At 44.8% G+C, this 12,223-nt stretch carries 16 protein-coding genes and 1 pseudogene; 11 read left to right on the top strand and 6 right to left on the bottom strand.

The genetic code is table 11. The annotated features are described in order from the left end of the window. The first annotated feature begins 42 nt into the window (after positions 1–42). From A7975_RS06355 to A7975_RS32860, 3 genes and pseudogenes are all read left to right on the top strand, one after another. Positions 43–414 (top strand): CidA/LrgA family protein, encoded by a 372-nt coding sequence (locus tag A7975_RS06355; RefSeq protein WP_065384521.1) that lies wholly within the window; start codon positions 43–45, stop codon positions 412–414. Next, positions 411–1,091, top strand: a complete 681-nt coding sequence (locus A7975_RS06350) for an LrgB family protein (RefSeq protein WP_065384520.1) — start codon at positions 411–413, stop codon at positions 1,089–1,091. The genes A7975_RS06355 and A7975_RS06350 overlap by 4 nt, the downstream gene beginning before the upstream one ends. Continuing rightward, a pseudogene (locus tag A7975_RS32860) lies at positions 1,067–1,482 on the top strand (VWA domain-containing protein). Before A7975_RS06350 ends, A7975_RS32860 begins: the two are co-directional and overlap by 25 nt. Before the next feature lie 161 nt (positions 1,483–1,643). Here the strand turns inward: A7975_RS32860 and A7975_RS06345 are convergent. Next, positions 1,644–2,624 (bottom strand): HD-GYP domain-containing protein, encoded by a 981-nt coding sequence (locus A7975_RS06345; RefSeq protein WP_053376305.1) that lies wholly within the window; start codon positions 2,622–2,624, stop codon positions 1,644–1,646. 198 nt (positions 2,625–2,822) lie between these two features. Here A7975_RS06345 and A7975_RS06340 point away from each other — a divergent pair, with 198 nt between their 5' ends. After that, a complete protein-coding gene (locus A7975_RS06340; RefSeq protein ID WP_053376304.1) occupies positions 2,823–3,572 on the top strand; it encodes a phytanoyl-CoA dioxygenase family protein in 750 nt (249 codons plus the stop codon). 62 nt (positions 3,573–3,634) lie between these two features. Here A7975_RS06340 and A7975_RS06335 read toward each other — a convergent pair whose 3' ends face one another. Further along, positions 3,635–4,528 (bottom strand): LysR family transcriptional regulator, encoded by an 894-nt coding sequence (locus tag A7975_RS06335; protein WP_065384518.1) that lies wholly within the window; start codon positions 4,526–4,528, stop codon positions 3,635–3,637. Positions 4,529–4,700: 172 nt separating this feature from the next. On the opposite strand from A7975_RS06335, the gene A7975_RS06330 reads away from it, so the two are divergent. The 3 genes from A7975_RS06330 to A7975_RS06320 all read left to right on the top strand — a co-directional run bounded on the left by A7975_RS06330 (position 4,701) and on the right by A7975_RS06320 (position 6,935). Next, positions 4,701–5,306, top strand: coding sequence for an acyl-CoA thioesterase (locus A7975_RS06330; RefSeq protein ID WP_176707672.1), 606 nt, complete (start codon positions 4,701–4,703; stop codon positions 5,304–5,306). A gap of 179 nt (positions 5,307–5,485) precedes the next feature. Further along, a complete protein-coding gene (locus A7975_RS06325; protein ID WP_141680208.1) occupies positions 5,486–5,941 on the top strand; it encodes a hypothetical protein in 456 nt (151 codons plus the stop codon). Positions 5,942–6,017: 76 nt separating this feature from the next. Further along, positions 6,018–6,935 carry a hypothetical protein gene (locus A7975_RS06320; RefSeq protein WP_053376300.1) on the top strand — a complete coding sequence of 306 codons (918 nt, stop codon included), beginning with the start codon at positions 6,018–6,020 and terminating at the stop codon, positions 6,933–6,935. Between the two features lie 59 nt (positions 6,936–6,994). On the opposite strand, the gene A7975_RS06315 is transcribed toward A7975_RS06320, so the two are convergent. Next, on the bottom strand, positions 6,995–7,291 hold the full coding sequence (locus A7975_RS06315) for a hypothetical protein (RefSeq protein WP_053376299.1): 297 nt from the start codon (positions 7,289–7,291) through the stop codon (positions 6,995–6,997). Positions 7,292–7,527: 236 nt separating this feature from the next. Here A7975_RS06315 and A7975_RS06310 point away from each other — a divergent pair, with 236 nt between their 5' ends. Next, positions 7,528–8,070 carry a DUF1697 domain-containing protein gene (locus tag A7975_RS06310; RefSeq protein ID WP_053376298.1) on the top strand — a complete coding sequence of 181 codons (543 nt, stop codon included), beginning with the start codon at positions 7,528–7,530 and terminating at the stop codon, positions 8,068–8,070. Positions 8,071–8,114: 44 nt separating this feature from the next. Here the strand turns inward: A7975_RS06310 and A7975_RS33525 are convergent, their stop codons facing one another. Next, on the bottom strand, positions 8,115–8,441 hold the full coding sequence (locus A7975_RS33525) for a hypothetical protein (RefSeq protein WP_065384516.1): 327 nt from the start codon (positions 8,439–8,441) through the stop codon (positions 8,115–8,117). A 236-nt stretch (positions 8,442–8,677) separates the two neighbouring features. On the opposite strand from A7975_RS33525, the gene A7975_RS06300 reads away from it, so the two are divergent. Then, positions 8,678–9,175 carry a DinB family protein gene (locus A7975_RS06300; protein ID WP_065384846.1) on the top strand — a complete coding sequence of 166 codons (498 nt, stop codon included), beginning with the start codon at positions 8,678–8,680 and terminating at the stop codon, positions 9,173–9,175. Positions 9,176–9,256: 81 nt separating this feature from the next. Further along, positions 9,257–9,952 (top strand): DUF7002 family protein, encoded by a 696-nt coding sequence (locus tag A7975_RS06295; protein WP_065384515.1) that lies wholly within the window; start codon positions 9,257–9,259, stop codon positions 9,950–9,952. A gap of 105 nt (positions 9,953–10,057) precedes the next feature. Here the strand turns inward: A7975_RS06295 and A7975_RS06290 are convergent, their stop codons facing one another. Beyond that, a complete protein-coding gene (locus A7975_RS06290) occupies positions 10,058–10,486 on the bottom strand; it encodes a VOC family protein (RefSeq protein WP_065384514.1) in 429 nt (142 codons plus the stop codon). A gap of 220 nt (positions 10,487–10,706) precedes the next feature. On the opposite strand from A7975_RS06290, the gene A7975_RS06285 reads away from it, so the two are divergent. Further along, a complete protein-coding gene (locus A7975_RS06285; RefSeq protein ID WP_065384513.1) occupies positions 10,707–11,579 on the top strand; it encodes an AraC family transcriptional regulator in 873 nt (290 codons plus the stop codon). Positions 11,580–11,656: 77 nt separating this feature from the next. Here the strand turns inward: A7975_RS06285 and A7975_RS06280 are convergent, their stop codons facing one another. Then, positions 11,657–12,085 (bottom strand): nuclear transport factor 2-like protein, encoded by a 429-nt coding sequence (locus tag A7975_RS06280; RefSeq protein WP_082197997.1) that lies wholly within the window; start codon positions 12,083–12,085, stop codon positions 11,657–11,659. Positions 12,086–12,223: the final 138 nt, after the last annotated feature.

The following is a 12,223-nucleotide window of genomic DNA, read 5'->3' as shown; positions in this document are numbered from 1 at the left end:
TTCACTCTGTATACTTCTTGTAGTGGAAGAGGTGGAGTCATCATGGGGAAGATGCTAAAAACAGCGGTACAGGTCCTCCTATTTATTGTACTGGCGCAGCTATCGGATGCGATCGTCGCATGGCTGCATTTGCCGGTTTCGGGCAGCATCGTTGGCATTGTCATCTTATTTTCCTTGCTGCAGCTAAAAGTAATCCGCATGGAGTGGATCGAATTAGGCTCAAAATGGCTGCTGGCGGAGATGCTGTTATTTTTTATTCCTGCTGCGGTTGGCATTACGAATTACAAAAGCTTAGTCATCCATAGCGGTATATTTATTTTTCTCTCGATATTCATTAGCACGATTGCGGTTATGCTGTTTGCGGGGCTGATCGGTGAACGATTGGCCGTGAAACGAGGCGAGGAAGCGAGATGATCCAAGCTATAGGTTGGTTATGCGGCACGATTGCCGTCTATTGGGCCGCAAAGAAATTGTACCGCGCTTATCCGAAGGTTTATCTGACGCCGCTGCTCGTTGCGCCTATCGTTGTCATTCTTGCGACGCAGCTTAGCGGCGTTTCTTTTGATCAATATGATGAAGGAGCGGGGTGGCTGACGAAGCTGGTTGAGCCTGCTACGATTGCACTGGCAATGACGCTGTATCGGCATTTGGACATTTTGAAAAAAAATGGCTGGGCCATTGCAACCAGCGTTACCGCCGGCGCTGTCATCGCCATACTGAGTTCAGCAGGCTTAGCCTATTTATTTGGACTAGAGCCAGACATTATGGAGAGTCTAGCCCCACGCTCGGCAACAACGCCCATTGCGATCTCAATATCCAGCTCCATTGGCGGCGTGCCGACAATCACGGCAATTGCTACACTCCTAACAGGCCTAATAGGCTTAATTGCAGGACCGCTTATCGTGAAATGGTTCGGGATCAAAAGTGCCATCGCGCGCGGAGTTTTATTTGGAACAAGCGCTCATTCCGCCGGTATTAGCAAAGCGCTTGAATATGATGCGGTTACCGGCTCGGTTGCAGGCATTGCGATGATGGTCACCGCATTCGTTACGCTTCTAGCTGCCCCTTGGCTGATCGGTTTATTTGGTTAAGAAGCAACCATGCCAAACATAAGTTTGAACGCAATAACGAGCCACCGGTCATGGAGGATGTCATTCGTAAATATACGGTGGAGGAGGATAGCGAAACGTCTGTATTTATTATCTTTATTAATAACGGGGGCGTTGTGAAGCCAATCAAGAAGGTCATCATCAACGCTGCGTTCAACCGATCTTCTGGCAGTTTGTCGGGATCGGCCATTCTGACTTCGAGGTGCTGAAGCAGCTTGATACGATGGAGGGGCGGATCGTGGATAATGCGAATTTCGTCCATATTGATGATATTGCAGCCATATCGGATGAAAGGCTGTACGATTGGCTGTTAAATGAATTTCCAAGCTGGCTGAAGGCTGCTAAAGAGAAACGGATTATTAGGCCAAGCTAAGGCATTTCATTAAACATAGAGCCGCTAACTGATGGAAATAGAGCTAGAAACTAGCTCTATTTCACACCAACTAGCTCAAATTCGAATAATAAGTATAGAAATATGACTTATTTCTACGCAAGCCCCGCCAAATGAGCTGATAAACCGCCGTATAACCCCAATTAATCGACTCCTTGTTCTTTAACAAAATCGAGCAAAATATCGAGTACCTCCGCATCAAAATGGACGTCTCTGCCCGCTATCATAATCGTCATCGCCTCTTCATCCGTCATAGCCTTGCGATAGGCTCTGTTGGAGGTCAGCGCATCCCAAACGTCACATACCCCGATGATGCGCGTTTGAAGCGCATTCAGCTCGCCGGTTAACCCGTCCCGATAACCGTTGCCATCTATCACGTTTTCCGCATATTGAATGCCGGACAGCACGCGCTTGCCATGCTCCGTATGCTTCTTTATCGTTTCGTATTCAATCTCCGTTAATCGTCCTTCTTTGTTTAAAATATGCTCAGGTATGTTTATTTTCCCAATGTCATGAGCAAGGGCGGACCACTTCAAGCTCAGCAGCTCACGTTCGCTAAGTCCCATACGATCGCCAATAATATAGGCTAGCTCGGCTACTCGCTGGCTATGACCATTGGTAAAAGGGTCTCTGGTTTCAATCGCTTGCGCCAGCACTTTAATAATTTCGGTGCCGAATTGTTTGATTTGATCTTTCGTTTTTTCGATTTCATTCCTCTGCTGCTCCATGTCGTTTTTTTGATTAATGATTTCTTCGTTTTTTTGTTCCAGCTCGGCATTTTGGAGCAGAATGTGGTTTCGGCTATTTTTTAAAATAGCAAATAACATCCCGGTAAAAGCACCGAATCCGATAAAGAAGAAAATACGGATCGTCCAATTGAACGTCGTTTGATCAAGGTTCAAATGAATATTTTGCTGCATCCATGGCCCTAATGAAATCGCTCCTAACAGTCCAACAGCTGCTCCGCCTCTCCATCCCCAGAATCTAGCGGCTAAAATAATCGGAAAATAAAATAAATGCACACATACCCCGCTTGTCCCATTGTTGGCATACACTGCAAACCAACAAGCAGCAAGCAAACCAATCAATTCAACCCCGCGTTGCAAATTTTGTCTAGTACTCATAACCTGAACTCCCTTGTCTATGTAATAACATCTGTATGTAAAAAGGTTGTATATCTCCTCCATGAGAATATCAATCTCAGACACAAGAACGATAATTATAGCCATTGCTGATGACGGCCTTCCACCGTAAGATTTACGTATAGTGACAGGGTATACATTCACCGGTCACATTCACTTATGGAAGAGGGGATGTTTGCAATGATTACCTTACCAAACGAGCTTTTAAAACCATTATCCAACGAACAGCTTGAGCAATACAAGAGAGACGGTTATATTTTAATAAAAAAAGGCTGCAGCGGCGACTTAATTGATGCTTTTAATAGACATATTTATGAGATGCGTTCGGCTCCGCTGGAAGAGACGCCTGACTTTGCTCGAACCTCAGAGAAAGCACGTTTCTCGACACGGCTGTTCAACCCTCATCAGCATGACAGTTTCTCAAGGCAGGTCATGAAGCTGCCGCTCGTACGCGGAACGCTTGCACAGCTTATGGAGAAAGAGGCTGTGTGCGTGCAGAGCATGTATTTCTACAAGGAACCGGGCTCACCAGGCCAAGCTGCACATCAAGACTACTATTATATCAAAAATGATCCCATGACGATGGTTGCGGCATGGATAGCGATGGAAGAGAAGGTTGATGCCGAGAATGGCTGCCTATGGGTGATTCCGGGCACGCATAAGCTAGGGCTGCTGCCGCATGGCAAGGTGAAAAATCTCGAGGAGCATGAAGAGTGGACGGAAGAGACGGAAGGCATTGATCTAAATGAGCAAATCCCAGTCATAATGGAGAAAGGTGATATTTTATTTTTCCATGAGCTGCTGATCCATTCCTCCAATCGCAACCGCAGCAAAGACCGCTGGCGCCGCTCATACGTTTGCCATTACATTAGAGAGGATTCGGCTGTAACTTTGCGTGAGGATCTGCGAGAGAAATATGTGTTGAAATAATCTTTGAGTCCGCCATGGGCTTTTAAAGTCGAACCAACATGGGCTGGCGGGCATTTTATAAGTTATTTGTTATTCTGGAGCTCGTTTTCCATGAACCGAATCCACTCTTTCGATGCGAAGGACAAGTACTTGTCCTTCTTCCAGATCATCGATAATTGCCAGGGGATCGACGGCTGGACTATGGATACGGAAGCGAAGCGTTTTGGGTCAAGCTGCATGCATACGCGCTCTGGCAAAAGCGTAATGCCGTATTTTGCAGCGACCATTTCCGTCATGAAGTCCCACTGGGAGCTTTCAAACACGACTTTTGGCTCGAAGCCAGCCGCCGTGCACTGCTCTTTGATCAGATGGTGGATCGTAAAGTCTTCACGAAACATAATGAAGGACTCATGTTCCAGCTGATCCATCCGAATGGATGGCTCTGAAGCAAGCTTATGGCCGGCGTGAACGACAAGGCGCAGGTTTTCGTTCATGCAGGGAAGAACATGATATTTCTCCACATCTTTGACAGGGAGGATGACCATGCTGAAATCGAGCTCGCCCTGCAAAATATCCTGCTCTAAGCTTTTGCCGCCTTGTTCAATGACTTGCAGTCGTATCTGCGGATAGTGGGTCAAAAATTTTTCAATAATGGACGGAAGAAAATAACCGCCTACCATTGGGGGAATGCCGAGTCGGAGCATTCCTTTTTTTAGTTTGGCGACCTCTTCAAGCTCGCTTGACATATGCTCGAACGACTGAATAATATGCTTGGCCGAGCGGAGGATGGTTAGACCGGCATCCGTCAGTTCAATCTGTTTGGCGGAGCGGTCGATGAGCTGCACGCCGAGGTCTTCCTCCAGCAAACGTACCATTTTCGATAAAGAAGGCTGCGTAACATGAAGCTTGCGTGCAGCTTGCGTGAAGCTGCCTGCTTCTGCGACGGCGACAAAATAATTCAAATGTTTAAGATCCATGAGGGTCGTCTCCTTCTGCTTGGACAGCATCCGTATATGTTCAAAGGTAAGAGCAAGTATAATGAAAAGGAATGAAAACTATTCGATATATGTATTTTACCTATATGTGATTCAGGTGTAAACTTAGCGTTATCGAAAAAATTTTATAAAGAAAAAAGGTGTTACCATGAACATGTTAGAGAAATTAGTATTGCCTATAAAAGCTAGACCCGCTTCAGCGTCATTAACGATAAAAGAAGCTATCGTCCTTCCGCCGGATACGAACCATCACGGTACGATCTTTGGAGGAAAGCTAATGGCTTATATAGATGATGTGGCTACGATTGCCGCAACTAAGCATGCCCGCAGGCCAGTTGTGACGGCATCTACGGACTCCGTCGATTTTCTGTATCCAGTCAAAAAAGGCGATGCGGTAAGTCTGAACGCATTTGTCACTTGGTCGCATAAAACGTCAATGGAAGTATTTGTCCGCGTAGTGACTGAGGATTTGTTAACAGGCGGACGCAGAGTATGCGCGACCTCTTTCCTGACCTTTGTTGCACTAGGCGATGATGACAAGCCAACGGAAGTTCCGGGCGTAATCGCAGAATCGGATGAGGAGCGGTTATTGTTTGACACCGCGCCTGACCGCAAGGAAGCTAGACGGATCCGCCGGCAGGAAAGCAAACATTTTGCAAGCTTTATGGGCACGGAACGTGTTAAGGAAACAAGTGCGCAGTCTAGGCCGCAAAATGCTGCAAACAAAGGTTATGAGTCGGCATGGGGCGTAGATTGGTAGGCGAAAGCAATACCCGTTTGCAAAAGATTTATATCATCAGGCTGCCGCGAATGTATGCGTTGCAGCCTGTTTTGATTGGATTCCACTCGCGTAGCTTGTTCGGCATAAACTGAAAATAGGGATAACCTGTTGCAGCATAGGATGAAAAGAGGCGATTTTTTATAAAAAAGGAGTAAGCCATGGACGAAATAGGGAGAATATTAGTGAAGCTGTTTGTCGCTCTTTTCTCGCTGCTGTTTGTTTTCCCAGCCGTCATTTTCTCCGTCCTTGTACTCGGATTAACGGATTCATGGAAATCAGGTACCGTTATGCTCGTGTCTTCTTTCATTCTTTTCATTATTGTGCGTTTTAATGGCTCCAATCAACCTTCGCCGCGTCGAATAAAGAAATATGAAGCAAGCAGCTGGGAGATGAGTCCTGTTACGCTTGCTTCCTTCCGCAATGAGAATCCGCCGCCGCTAAGCGACATCTATCGCGATCTTGATCTTCAGGACGGGGAAGCTGATGTACTCTATAAAATTATTGTTGAAGCAAAGGCGAATGACGATTCCGAACTTTACCCTTATTACTGCAACAAATGTGACCAATTGGAGAGCCAATGCCGGTGTAAAGAAAAAATTACCACCCCTTATTAAAGAATCTTAATCGCACATCACCCCTAATATCCGGTAAGATGTGCGAAAGATACATGTATAGGGGTGAATTACGATAATGGAAAAGAAACGATGCTTGTTCTGTTCTGAGATCGTGCCAATTGAAGCAAAAGGTGAGCATGATCATTATATGGGCTGCTATTGTGTGCCTGACGGTTCTTACCGATTACTAAGAGAGAGTTATAATGCCATTAATTCGATTTCTTATCAAATGAAAAGCAAACGGTTTCCGGTCATTTCCGCATATATCCGCGAACAAACCGATTGCGGCGAGTTGGTTACGCTGACAAGTGAAACCATTGAGGTGATTGCTAATTCACCGAAAATTCCTGTTTCTGTCGAAGATAAAGCAGGCCGCCTGCTGCAATATTTGTACCGGCATTCGGATGCGCCTTTAGAGGCAGTAGTCATCCATCCGCTGTCGCAAAGCTTTAACTTGACCTATTCGCCGAATTTGCAAGAGCTTGTGTACATTATAGAGACGCTCAAAGAGGGGCAGCTGATCATTAGGGAAGGGATGACATTTAAGCTGACGGAGAAAGGGTGGAGCGAAGCTGCTGCAGGTGCAGGGGGGCGAAGATTAAAACCATGCTTCATGCTTCTTCCAGAGGATCATGAGCTGCGCAGGGAATGGCAGGAGAGTATCTTTCCCAAAATGGAGCAGTGCGGGTATTTGCCCCGCTTGTTTGTTCAATCCGAACAGGAAGATCGAGAGAATCATTCGATTTCAATGATTTCCGATAGCAAGCTTATCATTGCTGATCTGACCGATCAATCAGCCGAGGTTTATTTTGCAGCGGGTTATGCGCTTGGCAAAAATATCCCTCTTATATGGACGGTGAGACGAAGCTCCATGAATGAGCAGCTCGTTCAAGCACATCCAATCCGTCCATTTGTTTGGGACACGCCAGAGGAACTCGCTGAAATGCTGCAGCAGAGGCTGAGCTACAAAGGGACGCCAGCTTCGTTAAAATAGAACAGCAAAAAACACACGTCAATGATGTGTGTTTTTTTTGTTTTTTTGCGCTCCAAAAGTTAGCTGCACATGGTCGTTGGTTTTAAAGCAGCGTTGAAAGCAGCTCGATTTTCCCAAAGGAAGGAATGGATCTGCTCTTGTTCATCGAAAAAATGCTCGGCCTCATCCAAATAGTCCTGCCCTAGTCCATGTATACTGTAGCGCTCCTCCGGGTAGCTCATGAGCGTCCATTGTCCGCCGCGCTTGCGATCGGCAAAGACGAAATAAAATTTTTCGCCCGAAGCGTCCCATTGCGCCAATTCGTTAAAGTTCTCTAAAATAAAAGCAATATCGGTTTTCTTTTTAATTAGCATCATCCATCTCCTCTTTCTTTCTAAAAATAATTGGCATATTTCAGTGAAGCCTTGCATAGGAACAAGACAAGAATATAGGATTTCGGCAAAAAAGGCTGTCAAACGCTCGGGGCTTATTATAGGATGATTTGACGAATCATGCCGCAAGGCGGAGGCGGTCGACAGGACATTCGTTAACGCGCAGGTTATAATAGTAAAGAATGCCAAAAAAACGCCAATGGACGAGAAGGAGCAGCGTCATGACCATTTATTTTGCATTATTGCGAGGAATTAATGTGAGCGGACACAATATGATAAAAATGGCTGAGCTTAAAAAAATGTTCGAAGCGATGGGCTTCGAACGCGTACAAACTTACATAAATAGCGGAAATGTGATGTTCGAATCGGAGGAAGGGGAGGAACTGCTGGAAGAGAAAATCGAAAGCGAAATTAGCAAATGCTTTGGATTTAATATTGCTGTTATTTTACGGTCTGCTTCCGAGCTTGCAAGCATTATAGATAAATGCCCATTTGATTTTAAGTCTTTGGCAGAGGGACAGAGCATCCATCTTACTTTTTTAAAGAAACCGCCTACCGATGACACGATTGACAAGCTCCCAGAGGTTGAACTGAATGACGATGATTATCTGATTGCCGGAAGAGACATTTATTTCTTTTATAGCGGAAGCATGCTCGATTCCAACCTTCCGAAAAAATTCCAAAAGGTACTTCCTGCAACCGCACGCAACTGGAAAACGGTTTTAAAGCTTCAAGCAATGGCAGATGCATTGAATTCTCATTGAGAAACTTATGTATAGAGTGCCTTGCACAGGCACTCTATAAACAATTAAACGCCAACGTCGACGGCAGTGACAGCAGTAACCTTGATATAGCGGGGAACTCCATTGTCAAGAATGATGACTGAGCCGTTGCTAAATCCTAAGAAAACGCCGGTGTGGAAAGTATTGTCAAAGTGAATGCGAATACCAGGAGTACCAACTCCAATTTGGGATAAAACGCGTTGCACGTTGCCGCCGCTTCTGTTGCCTCCACTTCTATTACCTCCGCTACGATTTCCACCGCTTCTGTTACCACCGCTGCGGTTGCCGCCGCTTCTGTTACCACCACTGCGATTTCCACCGCTTCTGTTACCACCGCTTTTGTTTCTTGGCATTTCTATCATCTCCCTTAATCAGAATTAATAGCATCTTATGATTATTGATAGAATAATGTTTGTACATTTGTACGGATTCTATTAAATAGGCTTTTTAACGTGCGTATCACCCTTCTTGACACAGCGAATAACTGCGCAGTATTATTATTTAGTGAAACTTAATTTTATACAATCTAATAACTAATACATTGCAGCGTACGAAACCTTACAGAAGGAAGAGGAGAACAACGATGACTATTCTAGAATCCAATCAAGCATTTGGTGAAGCGCTCGTAAAATCGTTAATTGGTGAACGCGGACATATCCCAATTGCTAGAGCATTGCCGGATATTACAGCAGAGCTTGCAGGCAAACGCACCGGTGAAGCGCCTTACAGCATTTATCAGCTGTTAAAGCATATGAGCTACTGGCAAAGCTTTTTGTTGACCTACCTTGAGGGAGGAAAGCCACTCATGCCTTCGCATGTGATGGATAGCTGGCCGAGCGAGGAAGCTCCGGAGAACGAAGAGGAGTGGCAAGCGATTGTTCAGCATTTTCTAAGTGGGATCGATAAAGCGTGTCAGATTGCTCGATCTACGCAGCTGGATGAATCCATAGCACATTTTCCTACCGAAACGAAAGCGGGCATTTTGCGCAACATTGCCTCACATAATTCCTATCATTTAGGGGAGATCGTACTGCTTCGCCGAATAAATGGAGCTTGGCCGCCGCCAGGCGGGGGTTATCCCGTTTAATGCTAAATATAATCGCTGTAGTTTGAAAAGCTGACATTATAGAAATGCTATGGCTATCGAATTTCGACAGGGGAGAGAGCGTTGCGGGATGATGTGATATCGGAAGTGACCAAAACGAAGGGGAGAAAGTCCCTTTATCATTTTACGAGGGCAAGGAATTTGCCTGCTATTGCGCATCTGGATCGATTATTGTCCAGTTATAACATCGATCCTCATCTTACAGGCGAGCGCAGAGCTGGTATGATGGACGTGAGCTATGACGAATTAACGATTACGATAAATGCACATCTTCGGATTCCTGATAGTATGATCGACCCTTCAACGACGCAGGAGCAGTTTCGTTCGTGCTTGGACCGACATGTGTTCTTCTGGCCAACTGTTAGGGATTGCCTGAAAATGTTGGATATGTATACCCGCAGAGAACCAGACGAGCAATTTGCCATATTGGAAGCGGATGCTTATTGTTTGCTAAGTGAAAATGATTCAGCCGTGAAATTTTCTAAATACGACTCGGGGAGCGCGCCGCGCTTTCCGCATCGCTGTTCTTATAAAAAAAGCTTGGGTATGTTTTTACCGGCAAATGAGTTTAAGCGCATAATCAATCACACGGTACCTACAAAAGCATCGGAAATACGCGAGGTTTTGATTGAAGATCAGGTTAACGATTTAACGAAGTATTTGCGGGCTATATACTTAAGTGAAGCCGATGCTTTACCTATACGTTGGAGGGGACTGGCAAAGCCGCTTGCGGATTTACAAAATAAGAAAGCAAAATAGAGGAATGGGAGAAATCCCATTTGGCTGTTCAAAAAAAGGGTATAGAACTTTTCAATTGATGAAAAGCTCCGTACCCTATTTTTGAATCTGCGAGTAGTTCGAAATCTAGAAGTTCATTTCACCATCGTCGTAGTTAAATTGCCATTCAATGCCGAACTTATCTTTAAGGCTGCCGTAGCATTTGCTCCAAAACGTTTCTTGAAGCTCCATGACGACTGCTCCGCCTTCTTTCAGCTTGTGAAAAATCGATTGAAGTTCTTCTATGTTCTCATGAACGATTGCGAGGCTAATGTTGTTTCCTTCTACATAAGGCATGCCAGGAAAAATATCAGAAAACATAACATTCGTTCCTAGAATGTTTAGCCGCGTGTGCATAATTAAACTTTTCGCTTCCTCTGGCAGAGGGTATTCGGGACTAGGCGGCGTATCGCCAAAAGTCATGAATTTTGGCTCATTCGCTCCAAAGACGCTAGCGTAAAATTCAACAGCTTCACGACAATTACCGTTAAAGTTAAGATAAGGATCAACAGCCATTTGTTTCACTCCTCGAACGATTTGTTTTGATAGTTTCTTTGCTTTCCTATTGTATCATTTACAAGTAGCAATTCAAATATACGATTTCATATCTTTGTGTAAATAAGGCTGAAGATAGTATTCTGCGGCAGCTGTCATAGACCCATCGTTATTGTGCACGGAATGTCGGATCGAGGCATGCAGCTTTTGTTATTCTAATGGTGTGGAAAGGAGGTTTGACATGAATTTACTTGAGAACATGAATCAGGCATTGAATTATATTGAAGCCAGCCTAACGGAAGAGATTGACTTTAAAGAAGCTGCAAGGCGAGCCTTTTGCTCGGAATATCATTTTAAGAGAATGTTCTCGTTCCTTGCGGGCGTATCGCTATCGGAGTATATACGCCGCAGGCGGCTAACTCTTGCCGCTTTGGAGCTGACAAACAGCAATGTTAGAATTATCGATCTTGCAATTAAGTACGGTTACAGCTCACCGGACTCGTTTACACGAGCATTTCAAGGCTTACACGGGATCACACCTACCGATGCAAAAAACAATGGTCAACCGCTAAGAGCCTTTCCGCGGATGAGCTTTCAATTAACGATTAAGGGAGGCATTGAGATGAATTACAGAATCGAAGAAAAAGAGGCTTTTCGTGTGATCGGAATTAAAAAAAGAGTCCCGATTGTATTCCATGGCGTTAATCAGGAAATTGCCTCGATGTGGAAAAGCTTGAATGAAGAAACGATAACGACGCTAAAAGGTTTATCAAATGTGGCACCGATGGGGCTGCTAAGCGCCTCCACTAACTTTTCTGAAGGCAGAATGGAGGAAAGAGGGGAGCTTGATCATTATATCGGTGTCGCAACCTCTAACGAATGTCCAGCTAACCTGTCGCAGCTTGAGGTGCCTGCATTGACATGGGCGGTATTTGAAGCGGCCGGACCTTTTCCTGCTGCGCTGCAAGAGATTTGGGGACGCATCTATTCCGAATGGTTCCCATCCACCAATTACGAGCAAGCCGAGGGGCCGGAGATTTTGTGGAACGAGCATAAAGATGTAAGCTCACCCGTTTTTAGAAGCGAGATATGGATACCAATCTTAAAAAAGTAAGCTGAGTAGATAACGGGATAGGGATGGTTGAATGCCGCATAATCTAGAGATTAAGCGGCTATTATTTGAAAATTGGATCAAGCCGTCGGGCTGTTGGGCACATCGTGTTCGAGTACATAGGAAGTTATTTCTTTTATTTTTGCATTTTTACCCGCGCCGCTGAAAAGATACACATTACAAAAAGCATAGCTTTTGTTATTTTCATATTTGATAAAGCCGTTGGCAGCCCCGGTATTCCCGTGTGTAATGATGTGCGTGATCGAAAGTTCGCTCACTTTGTTTTTCTTCATGACTTTCAGCGTCTCGACGACAGGAACCTTCCCTTTGATGAGCAGCTGCTCGCCGACTAAATTCCAGCACATCTCCTCCGAAATGTTCTCACGAATAAAGTCTATATCGTAATTAGCAAAAGCGATGTTAAAATCCTTGAGCAGCTTTTTTTTTGGCGAGTTGCCGCAATCTTCAGCGCATATCAGCTTTAGTTCTCCGGATTGAACATGAATCAAAATATCCCGCTCCTTTATGTTTATCAATTGTAAAAAATATGTGAAGTATGCAAAATATGTATCATGTTATTATATGCCATACAACGTTTTATGTAAATCTACTTTACATGAGTTAGGCTGTTCTCATTTTACAATTCC

It is taken from the genome of Bacillus sp. FJAT-26390 (genome assembly GCF_001682865.1).
Lineage (GTDB): Bacteria > Bacillota > Bacilli > Paenibacillales > Paenibacillaceae > Pristimantibacillus.
This window is presented reverse-complemented; position numbering and strand designations above follow the sequence as displayed.

What these genes read in the sequence shown, in the direction of transcription:
- A7975_RS06325 (WP_141680208.1), top strand. Translation starts at nt 5,486, where the DNA reads ATGGACGAAATAGGGAGAATATTAGTGAAGCTGTTTGTCGCTCTTTTC.
- A7975_RS06315 (WP_053376299.1), bottom strand. Translation starts at nt 7,291, where the DNA reads ATGATGCTAATTAAAAAGAAAACCGATATTGCTTTTATTTTAGAGAAC.
- A7975_RS06310 (WP_053376298.1), top strand. Translation starts at nt 7,528, where the DNA reads ATGACCATTTATTTTGCATTATTGCGAGGAATTAATGTGAGCGGACAC.
- A7975_RS06335 (WP_065384518.1), bottom strand. Translation starts at nt 4,528, where the DNA reads ATGGATCTTAAACATTTGAATTATTTTGTCGCCGTCGCAGAAGCAGGC.
- A7975_RS06340 (WP_053376304.1), top strand. Translation starts at nt 2,823, where the DNA reads ATGATTACCTTACCAAACGAGCTTTTAAAACCATTATCCAACGAACAG.
- A7975_RS06330 (WP_176707672.1), top strand. Translation starts at nt 4,701, where the DNA reads ATGTTAGAGAAATTAGTATTGCCTATAAAAGCTAGACCCGCTTCAGCG.
- A7975_RS06285 (WP_065384513.1), top strand. Translation starts at nt 10,707, where the DNA reads ATGAATTTACTTGAGAACATGAATCAGGCATTGAATTATATTGAAGCC.
- A7975_RS06350 (WP_065384520.1), top strand. Translation starts at nt 411, where the DNA reads ATGATCCAAGCTATAGGTTGGTTATGCGGCACGATTGCCGTCTATTGG.
- A7975_RS33525 (WP_065384516.1), bottom strand. Translation starts at nt 8,441, where the DNA reads ATGCCAAGAAACAAAAGCGGTGGTAACAGAAGCGGTGGAAATCGCAGT.
- A7975_RS06345 (WP_053376305.1), bottom strand. Translation starts at nt 2,624, where the DNA reads ATGAGTACTAGACAAAATTTGCAACGCGGGGTTGAATTGATTGGTTTG.
- A7975_RS06290 (WP_065384514.1), bottom strand. Translation starts at nt 10,486, where the DNA reads ATGGCTGTTGATCCTTATCTTAACTTTAACGGTAATTGTCGTGAAGCT.
- A7975_RS06355 (WP_065384521.1), top strand. Translation starts at nt 43, where the DNA reads ATGGGGAAGATGCTAAAAACAGCGGTACAGGTCCTCCTATTTATTGTA.
- A7975_RS06320 (WP_053376300.1), top strand. Translation starts at nt 6,018, where the DNA reads ATGGAAAAGAAACGATGCTTGTTCTGTTCTGAGATCGTGCCAATTGAA.